Annotated in this window: 28 protein-coding genes and 1 tRNA gene; 5 read left to right on the forward strand and 24 right to left on the reverse strand. The window is 37.5% G+C overall.

Features of this window, described 5'->3' with window-relative positions; translation table 11 throughout:
- Positions 1-20: 20 nt before the first annotated feature.
- The 12 genes from AB3K24_RS09110 to AB3K24_RS09165 all read right to left on the reverse strand — a co-directional run bounded on the left by AB3K24_RS09110 (position 21) and on the right by AB3K24_RS09165 (position 12,629).
- A complete protein-coding gene (locus AB3K24_RS09110; protein WP_367975247.1) occupies positions 21-1,067 on the reverse strand; it encodes a phosphate/phosphite/phosphonate ABC transporter substrate-binding protein in 1,047 nt (348 codons plus the stop codon).
- Between the two features lie 368 nt (positions 1,068-1,435).
- A complete protein-coding gene (locus AB3K24_RS09115; protein WP_367975248.1) occupies positions 1,436-1,885 on the reverse strand; it encodes a F0F1 ATP synthase subunit epsilon in 450 nt (149 codons plus the stop codon).
- A gap of 14 nt (positions 1,886-1,899) precedes the next feature.
- Positions 1,900-3,300 carry a F0F1 ATP synthase subunit beta gene (atpD, locus tag AB3K24_RS09120; RefSeq protein ID WP_367975250.1) on the reverse strand — a complete coding sequence of 467 codons (1,401 nt, stop codon included), beginning with the start codon at positions 3,298-3,300 and terminating at the stop codon, positions 1,900-1,902.
- 155 nt (positions 3,301-3,455) lie between these two features.
- Positions 3,456-4,364, reverse strand: coding sequence for a F0F1 ATP synthase subunit gamma (locus AB3K24_RS09125; RefSeq protein ID WP_367975251.1), 909 nt, complete (start codon positions 4,362-4,364; stop codon positions 3,456-3,458).
- A gap of 15 nt (positions 4,365-4,379) precedes the next feature.
- Complete coding sequence (gene atpA, locus AB3K24_RS09130; RefSeq protein ID WP_367975253.1) at positions 4,380-5,894, reverse strand: F0F1 ATP synthase subunit alpha; 1,515 nt, start codon at positions 5,892-5,894, stop codon at positions 4,380-4,382.
- A 12-nt stretch (positions 5,895-5,906) separates the two neighbouring features.
- Positions 5,907-6,449, reverse strand: coding sequence for an ATP synthase F1 subunit delta (atpH, locus tag AB3K24_RS09135; protein ID WP_367975255.1), 543 nt, complete (start codon positions 6,447-6,449; stop codon positions 5,907-5,909).
- Positions 6,450-6,460: 11 nt separating this feature from the next.
- Positions 6,461-6,970 carry a F0F1 ATP synthase subunit B gene (atpF, locus tag AB3K24_RS09140; RefSeq protein WP_367975256.1) on the reverse strand — a complete coding sequence of 170 codons (510 nt, stop codon included), beginning with the start codon at positions 6,968-6,970 and terminating at the stop codon, positions 6,461-6,463.
- 26 nt (positions 6,971-6,996) lie between these two features.
- The gene (gene atpE, locus AB3K24_RS09145) at positions 6,997-7,224 is read right to left on the reverse strand and encodes a F0F1 ATP synthase subunit C (RefSeq protein WP_010016495.1); all 228 of its coding nucleotides are present in this window, start codon (positions 7,222-7,224) and stop codon (positions 6,997-6,999) included.
- A 247-nt stretch (positions 7,225-7,471) separates the two neighbouring features.
- Positions 7,472-8,197 carry a F0F1 ATP synthase subunit A gene (gene atpB, locus AB3K24_RS09150; protein WP_367975258.1) on the reverse strand — a complete coding sequence of 242 codons (726 nt, stop codon included), beginning with the start codon at positions 8,195-8,197 and terminating at the stop codon, positions 7,472-7,474.
- Positions 8,198-8,614: 417 nt separating this feature from the next.
- The gene (locus AB3K24_RS09155) at positions 8,615-9,886 is read right to left on the reverse strand and encodes a solute carrier family 23 protein (RefSeq protein WP_367975618.1); all 1,272 of its coding nucleotides are present in this window, start codon (positions 9,884-9,886) and stop codon (positions 8,615-8,617) included.
- A gap of 559 nt (positions 9,887-10,445) precedes the next feature.
- Positions 10,446-11,957 carry a peptide chain release factor 3 gene (locus AB3K24_RS09160; RefSeq protein ID WP_367975260.1) on the reverse strand — a complete coding sequence of 504 codons (1,512 nt, stop codon included), beginning with the start codon at positions 11,955-11,957 and terminating at the stop codon, positions 10,446-10,448.
- Between the two features lie 48 nt (positions 11,958-12,005).
- Complete coding sequence (locus tag AB3K24_RS09165; protein ID WP_367975261.1) at positions 12,006-12,629, reverse strand: carbonic anhydrase family protein; 624 nt, start codon at positions 12,627-12,629, stop codon at positions 12,006-12,008.
- Positions 12,630-12,765: 136 nt separating this feature from the next.
- Here AB3K24_RS09165 and AB3K24_RS09170 point away from each other — a divergent pair, with 136 nt between their 5' ends.
- Positions 12,766-13,437 (forward strand): NAD(P)H-hydrate epimerase, encoded by a 672-nt coding sequence (locus tag AB3K24_RS09170; protein ID WP_367975263.1) that lies wholly within the window; start codon positions 12,766-12,768, stop codon positions 13,435-13,437.
- Between the two features lie 102 nt (positions 13,438-13,539).
- Here AB3K24_RS09170 and AB3K24_RS09175 read toward each other — a convergent pair whose 3' ends face one another.
- Positions 13,540-14,385 carry an undecaprenyl-diphosphate phosphatase gene (locus tag AB3K24_RS09175; protein WP_367975264.1) on the reverse strand — a complete coding sequence of 282 codons (846 nt, stop codon included), beginning with the start codon at positions 14,383-14,385 and terminating at the stop codon, positions 13,540-13,542.
- Between the two features lie 196 nt (positions 14,386-14,581).
- On the opposite strand from AB3K24_RS09175, the gene AB3K24_RS09180 reads away from it, so the two are divergent.
- A tRNA-Lys gene (locus AB3K24_RS09180) sits at positions 14,582-14,654 on the forward strand.
- A gap of 84 nt (positions 14,655-14,738) precedes the next feature.
- On the opposite strand, the gene trhA is transcribed toward AB3K24_RS09180, so the two are convergent.
- From trhA to AB3K24_RS09200, 4 genes are all read right to left on the reverse strand, one after another.
- Entirely contained in the window at positions 14,739-15,377 is a 639-nt protein-coding gene (gene trhA, locus AB3K24_RS09185; protein ID WP_367975266.1) for a PAQR family membrane homeostasis protein TrhA, read from the reverse strand.
- Positions 15,378-15,509: 132 nt separating this feature from the next.
- A complete protein-coding gene (locus AB3K24_RS09190) occupies positions 15,510-16,391 on the reverse strand; it encodes a DegV family protein (RefSeq protein WP_367975268.1) in 882 nt (293 codons plus the stop codon).
- A gap of 61 nt (positions 16,392-16,452) precedes the next feature.
- Positions 16,453-16,791: a fluoride efflux transporter FluC gene (locus tag AB3K24_RS09195; RefSeq protein WP_367975270.1), complete on the reverse strand. Its 339-nt coding sequence runs from the start codon at positions 16,789-16,791 to the stop codon at positions 16,453-16,455.
- Complete coding sequence (locus tag AB3K24_RS09200) at positions 16,788-17,186, reverse strand: fluoride efflux transporter FluC (RefSeq protein WP_367975271.1); 399 nt, start codon at positions 17,184-17,186, stop codon at positions 16,788-16,790. Before AB3K24_RS09200 ends, AB3K24_RS09195 begins: the two co-directional genes overlap by 4 nt.
- A gap of 132 nt (positions 17,187-17,318) precedes the next feature.
- On the opposite strand from AB3K24_RS09200, the gene AB3K24_RS09205 reads away from it, so the two are divergent.
- Positions 17,319-17,570, forward strand: a complete 252-nt coding sequence (locus tag AB3K24_RS09205) for a hypothetical protein (RefSeq protein ID WP_367975272.1) — start codon at positions 17,319-17,321, stop codon at positions 17,568-17,570.
- Between the two features lie 211 nt (positions 17,571-17,781).
- On the opposite strand, the gene AB3K24_RS09210 is transcribed toward AB3K24_RS09205, so the two are convergent.
- Entirely contained in the window at positions 17,782-18,756 is a 975-nt protein-coding gene (locus AB3K24_RS09210) for an MFS transporter (protein WP_367975620.1), read from the reverse strand.
- A gap of 425 nt (positions 18,757-19,181) precedes the next feature.
- A complete protein-coding gene (locus AB3K24_RS09215) occupies positions 19,182-19,298 on the reverse strand; it encodes a bacteriocin (protein ID WP_367975274.1) in 117 nt (38 codons plus the stop codon).
- Between the two features lie 718 nt (positions 19,299-20,016).
- On the opposite strand from AB3K24_RS09215, the gene AB3K24_RS09220 reads away from it, so the two are divergent.
- Entirely contained in the window at positions 20,017-20,790 is a 774-nt protein-coding gene (locus AB3K24_RS09220; RefSeq protein WP_367975275.1) for a sensor histidine kinase, read from the forward strand.
- A gap of 5 nt (positions 20,791-20,795) precedes the next feature.
- Positions 20,796-21,521, forward strand: coding sequence for a response regulator transcription factor (locus tag AB3K24_RS09225; protein WP_367975276.1), 726 nt, complete (start codon positions 20,796-20,798; stop codon positions 21,519-21,521).
- 172 nt (positions 21,522-21,693) lie between these two features.
- Here AB3K24_RS09225 and AB3K24_RS09230 read toward each other — a convergent pair whose 3' ends face one another.
- From AB3K24_RS09230 to AB3K24_RS09250, 5 genes are all read right to left on the reverse strand, one after another.
- Complete coding sequence (locus tag AB3K24_RS09230; RefSeq protein ID WP_367975278.1) at positions 21,694-21,861, reverse strand: hypothetical protein; 168 nt, start codon at positions 21,859-21,861, stop codon at positions 21,694-21,696.
- 215 nt (positions 21,862-22,076) lie between these two features.
- Positions 22,077-22,448, reverse strand: coding sequence for a hypothetical protein (locus AB3K24_RS09235; protein ID WP_367975280.1), 372 nt, complete (start codon positions 22,446-22,448; stop codon positions 22,077-22,079).
- A gap of 344 nt (positions 22,449-22,792) precedes the next feature.
- The gene (locus tag AB3K24_RS09240; RefSeq protein ID WP_367975282.1) at positions 22,793-22,948 is read right to left on the reverse strand and encodes a hypothetical protein; all 156 of its coding nucleotides are present in this window, start codon (positions 22,946-22,948) and stop codon (positions 22,793-22,795) included.
- Positions 22,949-22,997: 49 nt separating this feature from the next.
- Positions 22,998-23,168 (reverse strand): hypothetical protein, encoded by a 171-nt coding sequence (locus tag AB3K24_RS09245; protein WP_367975284.1) that lies wholly within the window; start codon positions 23,166-23,168, stop codon positions 22,998-23,000.
- 740 nt (positions 23,169-23,908) lie between these two features.
- Positions 23,909-24,199: a hypothetical protein gene (locus AB3K24_RS09250; RefSeq protein WP_367975285.1), complete on the reverse strand. Its 291-nt coding sequence runs from the start codon at positions 24,197-24,199 to the stop codon at positions 23,909-23,911.
- Positions 24,200-24,421 lie beyond the last annotated feature (222 nt).

A 24,421-nucleotide genomic window follows, 5' to 3' on the forward strand; every position in this document is an offset into this window, starting at 1 on the left:
CTGCTTTTCTGACGTCTTAATTACTTTTGAGAATCTCGTAATAATTTTTGTGCTGCACGTTCACCATCATAATTAGATGACTTCGCTGGGACATACCCTTCATGTGAATAAATGGCAATCACTTTCTTGCCTTCTTTAGTTTTTGCTAAGTTAATAAATGCCTTTGACAGCGCCTTTTCAAGTTCAGTTGTCATTGTCTTAGACTTCTTTGATACTGAAATTGTATCATTATAAATTTCTTGTGACACACCGATAACATTTGTTTCTGCCCAAATTGATTTTGGTTGCTTATAGTCTGTTGTCCATGCAGTCGCAAAGTCACGACGTGCATCACCATAAGTAGGCATAATATCAATTTGACCTGAAGCCAAACGCGCCATACCTGAACCATATGAGTCAACTGTTACGGTACTTTTTAAATCTGCAACAGTTTTCTTATAATTTTTATTCAACCACAATGATGGGTAAATATAACCAGCTGATGAGGTTGTTGATGACAATCCCCACTTGGCTGAATTAACATCTTCCCATGTTAACTTTTCACCAGAATTGATTTTTTTAGCCAATTCTTGTCCCTTTTTTGAAGGGCCTGCGATGAACAACGAACGGTAGGTTGACGCTTGTTTAGTGACTAGTTCAGTGGGTTTCCCATCATTCCATTTCGCCGCATTTGAGAAATCTTTGTTTAAGCCAGCACGCGTGGCTGTCAATAATGGTTTGACACTATCTTGATACATCACATAAGTGCCACCAGGAATGAAACCTATATCGGCCGTGCCAGAAGAAAGCGCCTCACCAGCAGCCTCATAACTTGTCCCAACTTTGATATCAACATTTTTAACATCATAGCCTTCTTTTTTCAATTCTTTCGTCAACAACCCCTTCATAGGTTTTGTCATCGTCACAATTTGATCAGGCTGTTTTGAAGGCACAAAATAAATTTTTAAATCTTTTATAGATTTGTCAGATGACGCCTGTGATCCAGTATGCGTGAATCCGAAGTATGCTGCAATTGCAATGACAACAACGATGACGATCCCTACGAGTGTTTTCGTGTTCTTACTCATAATGCTTTCTCTCCTGTATGCCTGTTGGCAGTTCATCTGTCAAAAATAGTACAATTTAACTATATTAAAATCGAGTCAACATAACGTTTCTTTTTTGTAAAGATATTGTATATTCCCTCGATTACTAATATAACAGAAAAATAGCCCGTGAAACCTTTTTCACAGTTAGAATCATCTCATTTAAATATGGAACGTCCGGCACATGACGAACATTAAACGAAAATATAGCCACATTTCCGAACGTTTGGTTTTTACACCGTTTTCCTGCACATGATTATGCCAGATTATTACTGTCAAATACAAAAAAGCCGAATGTTTTCATTCGGCTTTCAATATCAACTTCAATACTGATTTTGCATCTCTGTTAATTATTTACCTTGTCTAATTGCAGCAACATGAATACGGTTTACGGCACGCATCAAAGCAACACGCGCACGCATCAATTCTGCATCATTGTTGTCATTTTGTGCATGTGCAATACGTGTTTCAGCACGTTCTTTTGCATTTTCAGCACGTGTCATATCAATATTGCCAGATGTTTCAGCACTATCTGCGACAACAGTCAACAGATCGTTAGAAAACTCAGCAATCCCGCCATTAACAGCTAACGTCTCCGTTTGACCATTACTTTTAACCAGCAGTTCATTGATTGTCAAGGCAGCCAACAACGGTACATGCTTACGCATAATACCAATTTGCCCACCTTGCGTATTTACAATAGCCAATTCAATATTGCTCTCATTATAAATTTCACCAATAGGTGTTACAATTTGCACTGTGATACCCGTTGTTGCTACAGTAGCTGTTTCATCTGCCATTTTTCAATACCCCCTTATTGGGCCATTGTTTTGGCTTTTTCAACAACTTGTTCAATGGCACCGACATTACGGAAGGCGTCTTCAGGCAAATCGTCATATTTACCATCTAAGATATCCTTGAACGAGCGCACAGTTTCAGCAACTGGTACATATTCACCATTGATACCTGTAAATGTTTCAGCAACAGAGAATGGTTGTGATAAGAAGAACTGAATACGACGTGCACGATTAACAGTCGTTTTCTCCTCGTCTGACAATTCATCCATGCCCAAGATTGAGATAATATCTTGCAATTCACGGTAACGTTGTAGCGTCCGTTGTACTTCTGTTGCAATTTCGTAATGTTCTTGACCAACAATTTGAGGATCAAGCGCAGAAGAAGTTGAAGCCAACGGATCAACAGCTGGATAAATACCCTGTTGCGTCAATGAGCGTTCCAAGTTCGTTGTCGCATCCAAATGCGCAAATGTCGTTGCAGGCGCTGGATCAGTATAATCATCGGCAGGCACATATACGGCTTGGATTGACGTCACTGAACCCTTCTTTGTCGACGTAATACGCTCTTGCAATTGTCCCATCTCTGTTGCCAAAGTTGGTTGATACCCAACGGCAGAAGGAATACGACCAAGCAAGGCTGAAACTTCAGACCCAGCTTGTGTGAAACGGAAAATGTTATCAATAAACAATAACACATCCTTACCTTCATCATCACGGAAGTTTTCAGCCATTGTTAAACCAGTCAAGGCAACACGCATACGTGCGCCTGGTGGTTCATTCATTTGACCATAAACCATGGCAGTTTGTTTCAAAACACCTGACTCTGCCATTTCATGATACATATCATTTCCTTCACGTGTACGTTCGCCGACACCCGTAAAGACAGAAATACCATTGTGACCTTGTGCAATGTTGTGAATCAATTCTTGAATCAGAACTGTTTTACCAACACCAGCACCACCAAACAAACCAATTTTTCCACCACGAACATAAGGTGCGAGTAAATCAATCACTTTGATACCCGTTTCCAAAATTTCCGTAGAGTTGGCTAATTCATCATATTTAGGTGCTTCACGGTGAATAGAATGTCGTGGAGTTTCGGCAGAAAGATCACCGTTATTATCCACTGGTTCTCCCAACACGTTGAAAACGCGACCTAAAGTAGCCTCTCCAACTGGCACTGTAATTGCATCGCCAGTATCAGTTACTGACATACCACGTTGGAGTCCATCCGTTGAATCCATAGCAATTGTACGGACGATCCCGTCACCCAATGCCAATGAAACTTCAACTGTCAATGTTTGGCCTTCGCCCTTATCGATCTTAAGCGCATTATTGATATCAGGCACTTGTTGCCCTGCTTCAAACGCAACATCGACGACCGGACCAATCACTTGTACGACTTTTCCAGTACTCATTGTCGTTTTCCTTTCAGTTTAGAGCGAGATAATGTATGCTTTACTGTTGCACATTATCTCTCACATTACTGCCCGAAAGCAGTTAATTTAATAGTAGTCATATGTCTTTTTCATAAACACGTTCGCGCTGACAAGTGCCAGTGTGAACAGGCTGTTTACTCCAATGCAGCCATACCACCTGTAATTTCTGTAATTTCTGTCGTAATCGCTGCTTGACGTGCACGGTTGAACTGCAATTCCAAGCGACCGATTAGGTCTTTGGCATTATCTGTAGCCCCCTTCATCGCTGTAGATGAGGCTGCATGTTCAGCTGTTTTTGCGTCAAGAACTGCTTCATACACTAGACTTTGTGCAAATTGCGGCAATACAACATTTAAAACAGCTGTTGTATCAGGCTCAATTTCATACGCACTTTGAATATTCAATTCTGCTTTTTCAGCTTCTGTACCACCCATGGCATTCAATGTATCACCAGTCAATGGTAGTAATTGCACATCACGATACTCACTCGTCATACGGTTTACGAAGTGATTATATACGACATGAAGTGCATCAAACACTTCAGTCTCATACAAACTCGTCACCGTTTTAACAACTGAGCGAATTTCATTAAATGATGGTACATCTGAAACACCGCGGTGTTCTAAAATGACTTCAAAGCCACGTTTCTTATAGAAATCAGCCCCGTTACCACCAACGGCAAGAATTGTCGTGTTGGTGGTATTCAAATTCAATCGTGCCATCAAAGCATTTGTTTGCTTGATGACATTGGCATTATATGAGCCAACTAATCCACGATCTGATGTCACAACTAAGATGCCAGTTTTTTCGATGGTCCGTTGCGCAATCAAGGGAATATGATTAGCATCTGCATTATCAAAGAGATGAGCAGATACAAGATGCTCCACAATCGCTTCCAAACGAGCAGCATAAGATTGGTAACCTTTACTGTAACGTTGAATTTGTCCTAATTTAGCCGTTGAGACCATTTGCATGGCACTCGTAATTTGACGCGTCTTTTTAGTGGATGAAATACGACGCTGAATATCTTGCAAAGAAGCCATTGCAGCGTCCTCCTATTATTCCGCTGTTGAACCAGCAAATCCAGCCTTAAAGGCTTCGATTGCTGAATTCATTGCAGTTTCTTCAGGCAAATTCTTTGTCTCAAGAATTGTCTTGAACAAGTCATTGGCATTGGCATCAACATAAGCAATCAATTCGTCTTGGAAACGTTGAATGTCCGCAACAGCAACATCATCGATATAACCACGTGTCAAAGCATACAGTACGACAACTTGTTGCTGTACTGGCATTGGCTTGTGCAATGGTTGCTTCAAAATTTCGACTGTACGACGACCACGCGCTAGCTTAGCTTGCGTTGCCGCGTCCAAATCAGAACCAAATTGCGCGAAACTTTCGAGTTCACGGAATGAGGCTAAGTCCAAACGCAACGTGCCAGCAACCTTTTTCATTGCCTTAATTTGCGCATCACCACCAACACGTGAAACAGAAGTTCCAGCATCAATGGCAGGACGAACACCTGCATAGAATTGATCAGCATCCAAGAACACTTGACCATCAGTGATGGAAATAACGTTCGTTGGAATATATGCTGAAACATCCCCGGCCTGTGTTTCAATAAATGGTAATGCAGTCATCGAGCCACCACCAAGTTCGTCAGATAACTTAGCCGCACGTTCTAACAAACGTGAATGCAAGTAGAAGACATCACCTGGGTAGGCTTCACGTCCGGGCGGACGACGAAGAATTAATGACAACTCACGATAAGCTGTGGCTTGTTTTGACAAATCATCGTACACAATCAAAACATGTTTGCCGTTATACATAAATTCTTCACCCATGGCTGCGCCAACATAAGGTGCCAAATACAACATTGGTGCTGGTTCTGAAGGACCAGCATTGACAACAATTGTATAATCCATTGCGCCAAGTTGACGTAATGTCTCAACTTGTGTACGTACAGTTGAGTCTTTTTGACCAATAGCAACATAGATAACAATCATGTTTTGATCTTTTTGGTTCAAAATTGTATCGATGGCCAAAGAAGTTTTACCTGTCTTACGGTCTCCGATAATCAATTCACGTTGCCCACGTCCAATTGGAACGAGTGCATCGATTGCTTTAATACCTGTTTGCAACGGTTCAAAGACTGACTTACGTTGCATCACACCAGGTGCTTTAACTTCGACAGGACGTGTCTTGTCTGTTTTGATTTCACCCAATCCATCGATTGGTTGACCCAAAGAGTTGACAACGCGTCCAATTAATTGTTCGCCGACCGGCACTTCCATGATGCGGCCAGTACGCTTAACTGTATCACCTTCGCGAATGTCATCATAACCACCAAGAATGATGATTCCAACTTCACTTGAGTCGAGGTTTTGGGCCATACCGAATGTGCCATTAGCAAATTCGAGCAATTCACCAGCCATAGCATTTGCTAGACCAGTTGCACGAGCCACACCATCACCAATATAGGTAACAGTTCCCACTTCTTCTACAGTTAGCGTTGTGTCGAACTTTTCGAGCTGTTGCTTAATTAAAGCAGAAATTTCTTCAGCTTGAATAGCCATTATTCTTCCTCACTAACCTAATAATTGTGCCTTCATTTTGGCAATTTTTGTTTGTAAGCTACCATCAATTAATGTTGACTGTGACTTTAAAATCACGCCACCAAGTATGCTTTCATCCACAACATTTTTTAAATTCACGTGTTTTGCACCTGTTTTTGATGCAAACACAGCTGCTAATTTATCTAAACGCGTTTCGTCTAGCGCAACGGCTGTGGTTGCCGTAACATCCACAATACCATTAGCGTCATTATAACGATCATCAAACGCATCAACAACCTGCAATAAAAGGTTCAAACGCTTATTGTAAGCCAGCAACTTAACCAAGTTTTGAATTGGTTCTGATGCTCCGCTTGTCAATGTTTGTAACAAATTATCACGTGAGGCCATATCAACATCATTGGACGTTATCACCATAACGAAGTCAGGATTATCGTTTAGAACGCTTTTTATAACGTTCAAACTCGCCCTAGTTTCTTCTATGCTGTTTTGTTCACTAGACAATTCAAAAATTGCTTTGGCGTACTGGTCAGCTATATCTTTAAGATTTTTTGCCATCCCAATACTCCTTATTTAGTTTCTAAATCTGAAATGTAAGCATCAATCAATGCTTGTTGATCATTTAACGATAGTTCTTTTTGCATAAGTTTTGAAGCAATCGCTACTGATAGCGATGCCACATCATTCTTTGCGTTAGAAATCGCGTCTTCCTTGAGCTTTTCAGCATCAGTTTGCGCTTGCTTATTAATTAAAGTAGCACGGTCAGAAGCAGTAGAAATTAATGAATCACTCTGCTTTTGCGCGCTGGCCTTTGCATCAGCAACGACTTTTGTCGCTTGTTGACGTGTATCTGCCAGTTCACTTTGCCGTTGTACCGCTAACTTTTCAGCATCTTGACGTGCCACTTCGGCACCATCAATATCAGCAGAAATTTTATCAGCACGTTCGTCAAGAACCTTTGTCAATGGCCCGTAAGCCACCTTCTTCAAAATGAGCATCAACAAGAGGAATGAAATGATAATAAACAACATATTACCCAATGGCAATTTATTTGCTGCTAAGGTTGTTAAACCAAACATAATTTTCCTCCACTATATACTTGTGATTACTTGCCCATCAACATGAAGGCGAAGACAATTGACAAAATCGGCATAACTTCGACCAATGCGACACCCAAGAACATACGTGACAACAATCGGCTTTCAAGTTCAGGTTGACGACTCATACCTGCCAAGAATTGTGAAATCAAAACACCGTTTCCAACACCACCACCAATAGCGGCTCCAGCGGCCGCAAGGCCCGCTGCGATTACACCAAGATTGTGCAAATCCATGAGATTACTCCTTATTGTACAGCGTTTGGCAGTTATTGACTCAACATTTGAACGCAAACTATAGTTATCAACCTGAGTTGAATCAGTGAAAAAAACTATCATTCGTGTCCGCATAATTAAGTACCACCAAACGCGACTCCATTTTAATTGGATGAAACGCTCCCGCGTAATTCACAAACCAACTCGTGTCATAACTTGATTATCACTAGTCAAATTGTGGCACAAATCTCATTTGCTTGAACACTCTTTATTCATCACCTGACAATTGTGAAATAAATACACCTGTCAAGATAACAAACACGTAGGCTTGTATCCCACCAATAAAGAGTGAAAATCCTTGCCAGACCATTTCAATCGGCAACGCTAACACAGTCACGAACCCATTTAAGTGTCCAGGCCATGCTAAGCTATTGGCCACGAGTGTTAATAACATCTCGCCAGCGAAAATGTTACCAAACAAACGCAGTGATAACGTCAAGAAGTTAGCCAATTGTTCAATGATATTGAGCGGTAACATCCAAGAATATGGTGTAAGTAACATATTTTTAAGGTATCCCTTAAAGCCAAGTTTCTGTACACCCATTCCATGTGCGACCATCAAAGACATAATTGCTAACGTCATCGTTACGATCGGGCTCGCTGTTGGTGATTTAATATAAGTCACACCATCAGTTCCCTGCAATTGAAGTAACAAGCCCATTTCGTTTGATACTACGATGAAGAAAAACAACGTAAAGGCATACAAACCAAATTGACGCGCCTGCTTCTTTTGCAATTGTCCATTAACAATACCATTAGTAAAATCAAGTAAGTATTCAATCACATTTTGTCGCTTACCTGGTCTTATTGTTGGTCTTCGTGTGAGTACAACCGATACAATCACAACGATTGCCATAGCCAGCAACGTTGAAAGTATCGTGCCCCAATCAAATGTGAGGCCAAGAAACTCAAACGGTGCCGTAGGGTCATCCATGCGCCTTCTCCTTTCTCAATAAATTTGGCGAAATGGTCGTAAACGGCTATTCGTCTTAACATATAAACCTATAATACGCCTTTCAAAATGAAATACAACCATTTTATGGCACTTTTTCACAAAGAAATAAGACAGTATCGCTCAGAGTATTGCTGGGCTGGTTGATAGCGGTTGATTATTAAAAATCGTTTTGCTTTTAATTAGCTCTATCCCGCTAAATTTTTAATGAATTCAGGTCAAACCTTACTTTTTTCGAGTTTGATTAACGACACTCACGCTTAGTATACTGATTGATAAACACCCTTTTTTAGGCCTATCAGCAGCGTATTCTTATCAAATCTCTGCGTAATCTGGCATGATTTTGTGATGAAACAAACAAAAATCCGATACTAGTATCGGATTTTTAGTTTGTTTTATTCATTTTTCACTTGCTGCTATTTTGGGTAAAATAAGATTCAAAATAATGCCTAATAACGTTGCAATAGCAACCCCCGAAAAATTAACTTGCGTACCAAGTTGTAGGTGGAAATCACCAATACCAACAACCAAAATAGGTGCTGCAATCATCAAATTGCGCTTCTGGCTGTAATCAACTTTATTATCCACAATGACTTGTAAGCCTGCTGCTGCAATGACACCATAAAGCATAAAGCCAACACCACCAGTGACAGCACCAGGGATAGTTGAAATCAGTGCTGATAATTTACCTATAAAGCTAAAGACTACTGCAAAGAACGCCGCACCACCAATAACCCAAACTGAATAAACACGACTGAGCTGCATCACACCAATATTTTCACCATATGATGTGACTGCTGGTCCACCAACTAGGCCAGCAACAACAGAAGCTGCGCCATCTCCGGTTAGCGTCCGCTTTAACCCAGGATTAGCAAAAAAATCATGGCCAGTAATTTTTGATAACACCATCAAGTGACCTAAGTGCTCAGATAAAGTAACCAACGCTAATGGTGCCATACTCAAAACCGCTGCCGGATAAAATTTAAAACCATCTTTACCAATAAATGTTTCGTAGTCCGGCAATTGGAACCAGTGGGCTGTGGCGATTGGCGATAAATCAACCAAACCAAACAGCAAAGCGACAATATAACCAAAAATAATCCCTAATAAAATGGGTAACAGACCAAGGAACCCCCTCAAAAACATGTTAAAGGCAATTGTAGCCAATAAGGTAATGAGCGCCACCACGAAAATCTTCCAATCGTATTTACCATTCATTGTTGTTGCTGAACTGGCAGCTGAACCAGCCAAACTCAGACCAATGACCATAACGATTGGTCCAACGACTTCTGCTGGAAAAATAGCATCAATCCATGAAGTTCCAGTGAAAGTGATGATGAAAGCCACGATCAAGTAAACTAAGCCAACCGAAATAATTCCCTGCGCCACTGCTGGATAGCCGATTGTTTTCATGAGTGATGCCATTGGAATGATAAAAGCAAAACTCGAGCCCATGTACGCTGGCACTTTACCCCGTGTAATTAACAAATGAAGTAATGTTCCCACACCCGAAGTAAACAGCGCCACACCAGGGTTTAAACCAACTAATAGCGGCACCAAAACTGTCGCCCCAAACATCGAAAAAAGATGTTGTAATGATAGACCTAACCATGTGAAAAATGGTGGTTTATCATGTAGGTCATAAATTGCATTATTTTGTTTCGTTGCCATGTTTTTATTGTGTACGGCTCCATTACCGTACACTTCCTCCTAAAATATTTCAAACAATATACTGATCGACAAAGTGTCAAACAGATTAATTATAAACTAAAAACCCGACATAGTGTTTTACTATGTCAGGTCCTCAGTTTATTTAATTATTAGCTGCGCTGCAAACGCATCGTTGTTGCTGAAATATCCACAACTGGTTATTATCTTGCTTCTTACCAATTCATCACGGCTGCACAGTCGCTATTTGGTGTCCAGACATTTTTGGGTCTGCGTTTAATTTTACTATTTGCAGCTGGTGAATTTTTATAACTCTAGTTAATCACTCAACTCATTTGTTAATGTTATTCCTAAAGGAATTTACTATATTATTAACTGTCGTCTACAAGATAATAGCCCATGAAGTTTCAATTTCTGTCAAATTGTTTTGCGTCATTCATGGCCTCCTCTTCATTTGTTAACTTTATTATAGCACATTTTGTAAGCGCTTACAACATTTTTTGACTAAAATAGCATCTCAGCTATTTTAGTCAAAAAGAACCCATGAGACCGCGTTTGTCACTTACATTTTTTCTTCTAAAACAACAGCTGGGTACTTATCATGGAACCAATTCATAGCAAATCTGTTTTCAAACAAGAAAACTGGTTGGTCATAGCGATCTTTTACTAATAGATTACGACTCGAAGCCATCTTTTCATCTAGTTGCTCTGGTGCAACCCATCGTGCTACTTTTGAGCCGATTTGCTCAAATTGTATCTCAACATTATATTCATTTTCCATACGAAATTGAAACACTTCAAACTGCAATTGACCCACAGCACCAATAATATATTCACTACCTTGCCATGACTTATAGAGCTGAATCGTACCTTCTTGGACCAACTGTTCAATGCCCTTATGATATGATTTTTGTTTCATCACATCTTTAGCAATCACGCGATTAAATAATTCAGGTGTAAATGTTGGTAAATCAGGGAATTGTACCGCTTTTTTCCCAGCATAAATCGTGTCCCCAATTTGGAAATTACCGGTATCATAAACACCAATAATATCACCTGGTACAGCTGTTTGAACATTTTCACGTTCTTCCGCCATAAATTGTGTGACGTTGGATAGTTTTAATTTTTTATTGCTTCTTTGCAGTATGACATCCATCCCGCGATTAAACTCACCAGATACAATACGCACAAATGCAATGCGATCGCGATGACGTGGATCCATATTAGCTTGAATTTTAAAAACAAAACCTGTAAACTGTGTATGATCTGGTGCGATTATATCACCATTAATGGTTTTAATAGCAGCGGGTGCGGGTGCATATGTGAGATACTCACGTAAAAATTCTGTCACCCCAAAATTGACCAAAGCAGAACCAAAAAATACAGGCGTTAATTTGCCATGCGCAATTGCTTCTTGATCAAAAGTATTGCCAGCATCACGTATTAATTCAACTTCATCCATCGTCTCTTCAACAACCTCTGGATGTGCAGTCGCTTTTTTAAATGGTACCATTGTGTTCTTTTGTAAATCATAAATCCCTTGTAATATTTGTCCTGAACCAACCGGCCAGTTCATTGGATAAGCTTGAATGCCCAAAATCGTTTCTAATTCATCAAGCAAATCTAAAGCTGGTCTGGCATCACGATCAATTTTGTTAAAAAACGTGAAAACAGGGATACCACGCTGTGCAACAATTTCAAATAATTTTTTAGTTTGTGGTTCAATACCTTTAGCAGCATCAACAACCATCACAACCGAATCAACAGCCATTAACGTTCGATATGTATCTTCTGAAAAATCTTCGTGACCAGGTGTGTCCAAAATATTAATACGTTTGCCATCATAATCAAATTGTAACACGGAAGACGTAACCGAAATACCACGTTGCTGTTCTATTGCCATCCAATCAGATGACGCTAATTTATGTGACCCACGGCCCTTAACAGTTCCTGCTTCACGAATAACACCACCATGTAGTAATAGCTGTTCTGTTAACGTTGTTTTACCGGCATCCGGATGAGATATAATAGCAAAAGTGCGACGATTTTTTAATTGTTCTTGAAAGTTTTCCATAATGTTTAGTTTACCTGATATAACAGTGTTTCACAACAAAAAAATGAATCATTTTGTGACACGAACCGACAAGACGTTACGCCCAGCAATATCTTGCACGTCACGATAATTGGCAGGATAATGCTCATGTATCACTGCTAAATCAGCAACGCCTACTGGAATTGCTTCCGTCAGTATTACCCAAGTGACATCTTGACCGAGCGGGGGTGTTGTCAACGAGCCAACATAACTATAATATGAATGGCTTTTGGGTAACCAATTAGCCAATATTTTTGCATCTATTGTGTCTGAAAATACATCTTGAATATGCGTATCAATTGGTTCATTTGACACATCACCTAATACTGCCAAAACTAAAATGCGATCCTCAAGCCGGTAAACAAAATGAATTTCGACATCATGACGCATGCCATCTATAACATGTTCAGCGCCATCATGGAAATGAAAGCGTTCTAATGACCAGACGTTTCCTCCAATCATCAATTCTCCAGAAACTAAAAATTGTTCCCCAACGATACGATCATCGTATTGTGTCTGACCAGTAAAAGTAAGCGATAAATCAGACGCCATAGCAGTTTGTGTTTGTTGACTATGAATAGCAATAGGTGATTGTAACGGTGTATCACCTGCTTCACGCCAAGCCTCTTGTTGGCTGTAATCTAAGTGTTTCATAATTACCCTCGCAAAACATTTATTTTATATTGTATCAAATTTAGACACGAACATTACAAAATCTCATAAAACACGTCCACTTGTCCGCCATTATCCTGTATAATAAAAATAAGATTGAGAAAGAAAAGTGACTATAATGCAACTTGTAACTGCTTCTGAAATGCAAACAATTGATAATTATACTATTGAAACGATTGGTATGCCCCAAGATGTGCTCATCGAACGTGCGGCCCTGTCAGTAATTGATGTTATTGGTGCGGGCCATTTTAACTTAGATCATATTTTGGTGCTAGCTGGACTCGGCAACAATGGTGCGGATGGTGTCGCCATCACAAGACTTTTATACGCACAAGGTTTTAACGTTTCCTTGCAATTTGTTGGTAATGTCTCGCGTGCTAAAGACAGCGTGCAGCGACAACTAGCAATCATTGAAAAATATGGTCTTGTTCGCGCTGAAAAGAGTGACTTCAATGAAGCAACCTTAATTATTGACGCCATATTTGGTACCGGTTTAAATAACATTTTGCCGGAAGGTCTGCAAAAAATGATTAAGGCTGCTAACCACATCGAAAAAGCAGTGATTGCTGTGGATACACCCACTGGCATCGACGCAACAACTGGCGAAGTCCGCGGTGCGGCTTTAAAAGCACATACAACTGTTACATTTGGCTATAATAAGATTGGTTTAACACAACGCGTTGGTGGTTATTTATCAGGTAATGTGATTGTGAAAGACATTGGCTTATTGACACCAGCTGATTTTTTGTTTTCAAATACTGACAATAAAAATGCACCTACAAATGTCTAACAGTAAGCGTATAAAAAATACGATACCATCATATCGCGAGACGATGGTATCGTATTTTTATGTTTTCATATATGAAAAACGTTTATGCGCTTACTATATATATTATTTAATAAATCCAGCAAAACCAAGTAGCAAGAAGATAGCACCAATTGCAATACGATACCAACCAAAAATCTTAAAGTCGTTGTTTTGAATGTATCGCATCATAACTTTAATTGCAAAGAACGCCACAATCCATGACACGACGAACCCAACGAACATCACAATACTTTGCATACCTGTAAATCGGCCACCATGCAGCAAGAATGTGCCAACCTTTAAAATTGTGACACCAAACATAATTGGAATAGACAAGAAGAATGAAAATTCTGCCGCAACAAATCGTGAGGCACCCAAGATAACAGCACCCAGAATTGTGGCCCCTGAACGTGATGTACCAGGAACCAAGGACAAAACTTGGAACAGCCCAATGAACAATGCCAGCTTAAATGTTATTTTATTAACATTTGTAATTTTTGGCGCAATATTTTTTTGACGATTTTCGATCAAAATAAAGGCAACACCGTAAATAATTAAAGTTGCGGAAACAACCCAGAAATTAAGCAAGTGTGCATCCATAAAATCATTGAGCAATAAACCAAATACCATTGCTGGTATAACACCCACAACCACTTTTATCCACAAACGCCACGTTTGAAAACGTTCTCTTGACGTTTTTTGTGGTGAAAATGGGTTTAATCGGTTAAAGTAAAGCTGAATGACAGCGAAGATTGCGCCAAGCTGAATCGCGTAATCAAAGACTGGCTTAAAGCTATTTGTCCAAACGTTACCACCAGGTATACCCATTAAAGCTTCTGCCAGAATAATGTGCCCCGTAGATGATACGGGTAGGAATTCGGTGATGCCTTCAACAATACCAATGATAATTGATTTTAATATATCTAACATATGCTATAGTGCGTGTGAGCTGGCCATAGGGGTACTTCCACCTAGACGAGCGTCACGTTTCCTTCCAATTTAACTCTCTTTATTCTATACTATATTGCAACGTTGTGCCACAATTCGCCTGTTTCCAAAAAAGTGTTGTAATTTAAAAATTCACATGGTATTATATTATATGTTGTTTAAAAGATAATTATTATATGGACAGCTAGCTCAGTTGGTAGAGCAACGGACTCTTAATCCGTGGGTCCAGGGTTCGAGCCCCTGGCTGTCCACTAAGTTAAACCAGTAAATTTACTGGTTTTTTTAATTAATTTATGACACTAAAAAATCCGAATCAGTTGATTCGGATTTTTTGTTTACAAACTGATATAAATACTAGCAAACATTAAACCAGCGCCACCTAAAACAAACACATGCCAGTAAACATGTCCCATTGGGATTTTGGGTACAAGATAGAAAATAGTGCCGGCAGAATATGTCAAGCCTCCAGCGACTAACAGCCAAAAAGCAGTATGCGACAATATCCCCCATAGTACCGGCATGGCCAAAACAATCAACCATCCCATAGTAAGATAAATCGTTACCGAGACCCACGGCCATCTGCCAACAAAGAATAGATCATAGGCAAATCCAGCTATGGTCATCGCTAGGATTGCACCCCAAATTGTCCATCCTGCCCACCCCTTCATTAACAACCAAGTATATGGTGTGTAACTTCCTAAAATAACCAAATAAATCCCAGCATGATCAAAAAACTGGAAAACTTTCGCTGCCCTTGTAAATACAAGCGAATGGAACAACGTTGATGCCAGTAAAAAGAAACCGACCGTTGTAACATATATAGCAATAGCAGTCATTTCAAAGGCCGTTACAGGCCGTCTTAAAACATGAAAAATCAGGGCAATGCCTGCTAACACAGCTAGTAAAAATCCTAGCCCATGTGTTACAGCATTTAAAACTTCATATGTAATTTGGTAACGTTTAGATCGTTGCATTTAGTTGTCCCCATAAATCAATTTATTGTTAATATTATAACATGATTCCCAATTTTTATTAATCATAAAAACCCCACAACTTTCTCAGTTATCGGGTTAACATCTAACTTGCAGAATGATTGACTACGAATTTTAAATAAGTGTTTCCCAATCACGTGCCCATATAACGCCCATGGCACCATCCCCAGTATGTACACCAATATAAGCACCAATCACACCGCGTTCGAACTTAACTGTCGGATAATCATGCTGCAAGTCCTTCAACCACTTATCGCCAAGTTTAGCATCATTCCCATCTACGACAACTGCGCGAACTGGAAAATCAACTTGCGTCAAATAGTGATTAAGCGCTGTCTTAATGTCTTTTAGGGCACCACTCATTTTACGTGCTTTACCAACCGCACCGATTTTACCTTCATCTTGAATATCCATAGACAAAATAGGTTTAATGTTAAGCAAGCCACCAACTAAGGCTGCCCCACGAGACAAACGACCCGTGCGTTGTAAATGCGAGATATCATTAACGACAAAGCGTACATCAAATGTCTTTTGCAAAGCTTGTAAGGCCGTTATAATATCATCTAATGTCTTGCCGTTTTCTGCCATGACTGCTGCCATGACCGCCTGCATACCAGATCCCATTACCGCAAATTTTGAGTCCCATACCCGAACATCTGATAGTCCGTCATATGACTCTGCCACAAGGTGCGCTGTTTGATAAGCACCTGATAAACCTGAAGAAATTGGTATAATTAACGCTTTATCATAGCCAGACGCCTTGGCAACGCTTAAAACCTCTTCCCAGTCGCCTGGCGCTGGTTGAGACGTTGAAGCCACCATCTTTTTATCTTTCATCATCTTAACTAACTCGCCAAGATCGTGAATATCCACTGATTCTTTATACACTTCTTCCCCAAAAATAATTGGGTCATTCACTTGGAAAATATGATAACGATTACGAATCGTTGCTGGTATTGCTGAAGCTGAATCACTAATTATTGCTATTTTAGACATTTTTTTCTCCAAAAATCACACACCGATCGGTGGCGTGCGTCATTATCTCTGTCATTGTTTTTTAAAATATATTGATTAATGCGACACCCACCATAAAACATAGTATACCGCCAATCAATTGTACCATGAGATAAATTAATTGCTTGTAAAACGGCAGTTGCGCGCTTTGAACCATCATTGTACTAAATGTCGTCAAGCCACCTAGTAGACCAACAGACCAAAAATTGTGCATATCAGATATTTGATTACTTGCAAATATGATGCCCATAAATAATGCCCCAACTAGGTTAATCGCAAAAACAGCTGTAAAAATGGGTGTATGAAATGGCCAAAACATGATAACCAAGTATCGCAACATTGCCCCTAGTGCAGCACCAATAAATACCGATAATAAAGTCATCGCGCACCCCCACCTATTCTTCGACCAATATGTTGCCCGATAGTGACCATGACAACACCACCAAATACAGTCAATAAAATATATAACCACGCGACTTGCACATCATTGCGAAGTAATTGATTAAATTGTAAAATCATTGTGCTAAATGTGGTAAACCCACCAATAATCCCTGTGCCAATGAACGGTTGCCATTGTGCTAAGTGGTTACTATTTCTGGCTAAATACGCACCAAGAGTGGCCAGTAATAGGGCCCCTAACCAATTAATTCCCATTGTTATAATTGGTAGATGCCCAATAATCGGGATCACACTGAGTGCGTAACGCAAGCTACCACCAATGCCACCACCGAGTCCAACAAGCAGCAATTCACTTAAAATTTGACGTTGTTTTTGCATAACTATCATTTTAACAATTTTAAGTGTGATGAGCAAAAAAAATGCTTGTCACATTGCTTTTTTATCGGGTTCATGACACAATATAATGGTTGATTTTTTCTTAAATGACAACCAATTGAGTGAGGGGTTCCTATGTTTTCCTATTATATTTTACCAACCATCTATATGTTATTGCTCTTTATTTTTTCACTACTCAAACCTGAACGTTTTGCAATCACAGCGTCTGAATTTCAACGCGTCACAATGAAGGCAGTGTTGTTCGCCATGTTGGCACTCACACTGACAACAAGTACGCTCACGCAATTCTACGGCTTTTGGTTCAATATCACATTACTCTTGTCATTAATCCGTGTGGTAATGCGTATCCGACAACAGAAAAAATAATAATACTTGCTAAAAAACATTGATTGAAAATTTTCAATCAATGTTTTTTAGCTTATCTTGTCTTGTCGTTATGAATATTTTTTATAGAGCGTTATTGTGGACTATTATTCGACTCGTTCAGTAATCGCTTCTAAATATTTCTGTTGTTGATCCCGTATTCTTAAATAAAATACTATCAATTCTTTGTAAGTAATTATTCAAATTATCACTCCTAACCTACAGATTTCTTTGTAAAAATACCACTTTTTATATACAAAATCAAAGAGAATAGAACCATTATTGCCGCAAATAGTGCTATACCAAAGAATCCATAAAACACGTGAAACAAAACACCACCAAGAATACCAGCAACTGTTTCACCAAAGTACATAGCTGCATTAGAAAGTGACGAAATAGTACTTCGCGCATTTTCGGTAGTACTTTGTAATGTAGCCATAAATAGAGGAAAAATTAATCCATTGAATAAGAACACAACTGTAAGTAATATTTCGGCTTGCCAAAAGGTTCTTGTAAATGGCATTGTTAAGTATAAAATAATCAAAATTATTAATTCAAAGAAGAATGCTTTTTCAAGACCTATACGGTTGACCAAGTGACTCCCCAATAATGATCCAATGAGGTTACCAGCGCCAATGGCAATCATAGCTGTACCAACCTCCGATAATGTCAATCCAAAACTACTTGTGAACCATGTCGAAATAAACGTCATAGAAGTAAAAGATCCCGTTTGAAATACAAAATACGCTATTAAGTAACTAACTGATTTATGGTTCATCAAAACATTTTTATATGTTTTGATAAATGAAAAATGTTCTCTCTTTTCAATTTCCAAGGTAGGTAGAACAAAGAAAATTAGCAACAATAAAACTAATGAGGCAAACGAAATTATTAAAAACGGTGCATGCCAGCTAAAAACAGCTAAGTAACTACCAATAGGAATTCCTACAAGTTGAGAAACTGATAAGCCAGCTGTTGCATACCCCATCACCTTTACAATGTCTTTTTTTTGAATCACTACTGGTATTGAGGACCATATTTGGGGTGTGACAAATGATGCACTGACCCCCGCTAAAAATCTGAATAAGAGCATTAATTGAAAATTTACCGCATATGCACAAAGAAAGGTGGCAACAGTAAATGCAACTAATCCCCAAATCATGACTTTTTTCCGATCGTGTCCATCAATACATTATAATTAGCTTTACAGGAATTTGAAACGGCTAATTGGCTGAAAAGAGGTCACTTTAATACTGACCTCTTTTCAGCCAATTTTATCTTACCCATTTATTGTTAATAATAAATAAATGCCACTTTGTAACATATCTTGAAAATAGTTTATTACGATCGTGTTTTAAACTGTTTTTGTGGTCAGATTTAATAATTAGAGCCCATAGTAAAACCCTTGAAGCTAGACTTGTTCTAACTTCAAGGGTCGAATGCACAATTATGTGATTATTAGTAAACTTAAACAAGATAATAAGGCATGCGCAAATACTTAAACAAAAGATATTTTGTATAAACTTATATCAATTGGACACAGTTGACTTGGAATTAATTTTATGTTTGATGAGATAAAAATCAAACCATAAATTTTTTAACAATTAAAAATTTTCATCGCCATAAATATTTCTGATGAAATATTCGTGTCAGGCTTTTTACTGCATCCCCGCCTGTAACTTGACTTAATTGTTCTTGGCTCAACACTTTAACATCTTTTATTTCTGACATAACATTCTCTTTTCTAACTTAATTTTATATTACTATTATCAATAATATGATTCATAAATCAAAGGTATGCAACATGACTGGTTAGTATTTGACACTAAATGGTAGAATATAACATTTTCCTTAAAATATAGTAAGCGTTTATCTTTTACTGTACAATATTAAACAGAAGGAAACGGGGAAGTATTGTGCACTTACTGTCAATTTTTAATATTATACTAGCTATTTTTTTCGTATCAGTAGTTGAATACACTGTATTTATTTCTCTTTTAAAATTAAAATTTTCATTCACTCATTATTTAATTTTTTTGCTTTTGGGAACATTAACAACAATAACCATTGGCGCATCTGGCCGTATTTTTCATGTGATACTTTTGGTTCTGATAGCTAGGTTTATTTTAAAATCCTCTCAAAATATCAATTTACTTTTCTTTTATGCACTGTACACTATTATATCCATAACCGTTTTCGGTGCAATAACACAGTCGCTAGAAAAGCTACTCTTTCCTAATGTGTTTGTACAGGATACGCCCTCTATTTTTGACGCAACTGTGACCCCTATTTTTCTAATTATTATCCAATATTTTATCATAAAATATATCACACCTAGTCTGCTTATTTTAAAAAAAACCGACGATTACAACAAAATTTTGTATTTAAATTAATGAATCTACTTTTATTTTTAAGTTTAATATTTTATACGGCTACGTATATTTTTAATATGGACAGTTACAAGCACACTGTTAATCTCTTTTTTGCCTATGGTTTAGCCATTGTTCTGGTCTATTTGCACTACATCACACGCAGCCACCTTAATCAGCAAATCATTGATCAAAAGCAACACCAACTAGACAATTTAACTCATTATACACAGCAAATTGAAAATCTTTATCACAGTCTCAATGCTTTTCGACATGATTACGCCAACCTCATGATTAGTTTAGATGAAAGCATTCAAACAAATAATATGGCGCATGTTCGTCACATTTACAATGATGTTCTAAAAAATGCCAAAATTAAATTACAACATAATGACTATTCTTTAAGTACACTCAGAAAGGTTGAGATCCCCGCTATTAAGAGCGTTTTATCTCATAAAATCATCTATGCTTTGGAAAAAGGCATTCGTACCGAAATTGAACTTGAACAACAGTGGACAAGCTGTCACATGGATACGCTTGATTACATTCGAATTCTTGGCATTTTACTTGATAATGCTATCGAAGCAAGCGAAAAAAATGCCAACGCGTTTATTCGTATTGCCGTCATTACTGATCCTATACATCAAGAAAATCGCTTCATCATTGAAAATGCCACCACCGAGGAAAAGAGCCCAATTCATCAGCTTTTTAAACATGGTGTCACAACAAAAGGAAACAATCATGGCACAGGGTTACACAACGTGCAACAAATTTTAATCGATTATGAACAAGCACACTTAGAAACAGCGCATGCCAATCATAAATTCAGCCAAACGTTGGTTACACAAGGATAATGCTTATGAATATCAATATTTTAGAAGATGACATTATACAACAACAAAAATTAAGACGTTATTTAGATGACATTATGCAGGAAAATAATTGGTCTTATCAGCAAATCAATACGTATTCCAGGCCAGAACAATTACTCGCTAATTTGACTAGTCGTGGCACGCATCACGTCTATTTTCTTGATGTTGAAATCAAAGGTTCCGATAAAAAAGGGTTCGAGGTTGCCAAACAAATCAGAAAGCATGATCCGTATGCCACCATTATTTTTGTGACGACACACTCCGAATTTTTATTACTCACTTTTAAATATCAAGTATCTGCACTAGATTTCATTGCAAAAGATCAAGATGCCAATGATTTTAAACAACAACTTAAAAATAATTTGCAGCATATCGTTGAACAATTCAACATAAACACGCCCATTGACTTATTCCAATTCAACACACCAAAAGCCAACTTTCAAATACCCTTTAATGATATTCTGTATTTTGAAACACAACCCGGCACACGACAAATCATACTCGTTGGCGTTAATAAGCGTATTGAATTTACTGGCCAATTACAAGACATTGAGGCAACGGATAGCCGTTTATTCCGCAGCCATCGTGCTTATCTTGTTAATGTTAATCATATTGAACAGGTCGATAAGGTTAACAATGTCATTATTTTTAAAAACCAATCAAACTGCTTGATCTCGCGCCGAAAAATGAAATCATTGATAAATATTTTATAACTAAAAACCGTTGAAAACGCTACTAATAGCGCTGTCAACGGTTTTATGCTGTGTATATCAACTCAAACGATAATTGTTAATGATGCTTAACCGAACTGCCCCCAGACAAAACAACGGTCCAAACTATTGAATGAGAAACATACCGTTATTTGAAAAAAGTTTAGTGACTAACTTACTTAAGAAGCGATTCACCACAACCAACTAATGTTACTATATACAGCAATAAATAATTATCAATTTTTTGTAAAAATCCAATATACATGAGTAGCGTGATAATAGTCATTGATATTACTATCAATGTACCGCTAACTCTCATGACTTTTTCCCCTGTTATAATCATAGACACCTCCTTATTAAAAGTTACTATCCTTCTTACGAATAAATTAGCGTCTTAATCCTTTTTCTACAGTATACCCCAACGCAAAGGTGCCACCGACATAGCCAGATTCTTTAAGAATGAGCGCATCACCATTGGTGTTAATTGTGTAAAAAAATGAGGTTTTTCCTATTATTAGTACAAAAATGATCATATCATGTGCTAAAGTTTCATTATTCTCACTGCTTCATTTTTAAATAGAATATGTAACTGGCTATAATCAAGGTGAAATATATTGACAAGCCACCAACAATTATATTTATGATAAAACTGTCAATAATTTTGATAATTAAACTATTTAAAAAATCTCCAATGCTGATTCCAATTAAAATAACTATTACAACATAAATCGGATGTACATTGGCAAAGAAACGGGTGACTTTCTTCTCCATATGGATTTCCTCTACTTTTTTAATTCCCTTAACAATTTGATCTGTATGTGTCCATCCATCTTTCAAAAGATACAGGCCTACAGCTCTGGTAATAACGATTGGTACCAAATCACAAGGAACTTCACTATTAGATAATTTTTTATAGTCTTGATAATTCAAAGTTTTTCCTATTTTACTTAAACGGTAGATTGTAAAATTAAACCGAACATTTGAATAAAAAATTCGTAACCTAGTTTTTTTTACTTGGTATCTGAGCGATTATGTTAATTTGACTTCCTGTTATTAATCCACAGACTAACTGCCGCAAGGGTCGTAAGCAATACGTTAACGTAAGATAGCTGATTCAACGTTAATCCTAATCCTAAAAAAACTAGAAGATAAGATATATCTGATGATTTAAACTTTGTTTGATTCGACTTTAATCCATGTAGGACAACATCTATAAACGATGCCATAGTCAGAACACCTATGCATGCCTGAATTACTAATATCATCATATTAAATTATACAGTCTCCCCGAAATGAACATCAATAACAGCTCTAACTAGACCTACTGATCCTATAACATTACCTTGCCATGTGTTTTTCACACCTGTCACTTCATCCAATTCGATTTCTGTTAAATATTTGAACCCGTCGTTCATGATATTACTCTGCATAATACTTTACCTCTTTTTATTTTATACTCTCCATTAAATTACAATAAAACTATTTCTTTTTCTCTAAATATACTGCTAACATTGTTGCAGATCCTATTGCTAAAATAGCATAAAAAAAGTAAGCAGTTAGACTCATTTCCGAAAATATATTATTGATTATCGTTCCTAAAATTACTATGTAAAGAACTAATACTAAAGTTATGTTTTTTTTCATAGTCATTCTAACCTCCTAAATATGAAATCATGAAAGCGATATATTAAGCAATATGTGATCCCATACTAAAATTCAGAACGCCTTTATTTCTCAAGCACAATCTGAGGTAATCTGAACAACACTAACTATGTATGTCGGTCTCTTTTTACGATTAACATTGTTATCCCAACCAAAACCGCATTTACAAGCATCAGCAATGTATTCATACTACAATTGATTTTGTTATATTTAACACCAATTACTGGGATAAAAACTAACCATTTTTGTTTATAAACACTAAAATTTATGATTGGATACTAATGAATAAGCAGTACAAAATTAATGCAGTAATATAGTTTTGGTCAACTAGCTTAACATTTGGCATAAGACCAGTATCGCCCAATATTAGAACATTTATCATTGTATTTGTTACTATTTTTTTAATTGGTGATATGAATGCTACAAAGTGATACTTAATAATATAAAATCTCCGCCTTATGCTTTATTTAACACCTACCGTAAAGTTAAAAACGAAGTAGAAAAACATAACAGTATCGCTATTGTCAATGTGTCATCGTTTGTGACCCACCCCATTAACGATGCTATGAGATAACAGGCGTAAAAAACGATACTCAATTTTAAACTGAATTTCATAACCATATCTGATGTAATAATCATCTTGATTGGTCGTTTTTAATTTTGATGTTTAATTTTCATATGATAGTTTCTCTTATCTTTCATTGATATCAGTAGTGCAAGGACTTGAGTTACTTTTTTCTTTTAAATAACAAAACACCAATGATACCTGTAAATAAAAATACATCCCGCAAAGATTTTCCCCTAAAATACTGTGACAGAGTATTTTGCATTTTATCAGACAAATATGCAGATATCAGTAACAACCAAAATTCTAACGCCAGCAAAACATTGCGCATCGCAAGCATCAATTGATGCGACAGCATATCGAACTTCTGCTGATCGCTCAGCCCGATTAATACCATTAATAAAAATGAACCCATAATTATCATTAATTGTAAAAAAAGTAGTATCTTTTTCATTAACTTTGACTCCTTTAACTCGGTAATTGTTATGACAAATTACTCACTATTCAATATACACAAATCTATTCTGAATGCCCATAAAAACAACATGAATGGTCACTTTTTGACGCTAAATGGTTACAATACATTCAGGCAGACATCACTATAACGCACTGAATGATCAAATAATTAACTTAAAAAGCCTTATTTTAATCAATTCTTAAATGTCTTCTCTAAATT

The sequence above is a fragment of the Leuconostoc aquikimchii genome (genome assembly GCF_040838325.1).
Taxonomy (GTDB): Bacteria; Bacillota; Bacilli; order Lactobacillales; family Lactobacillaceae; genus Leuconostoc; species Leuconostoc aquikimchii.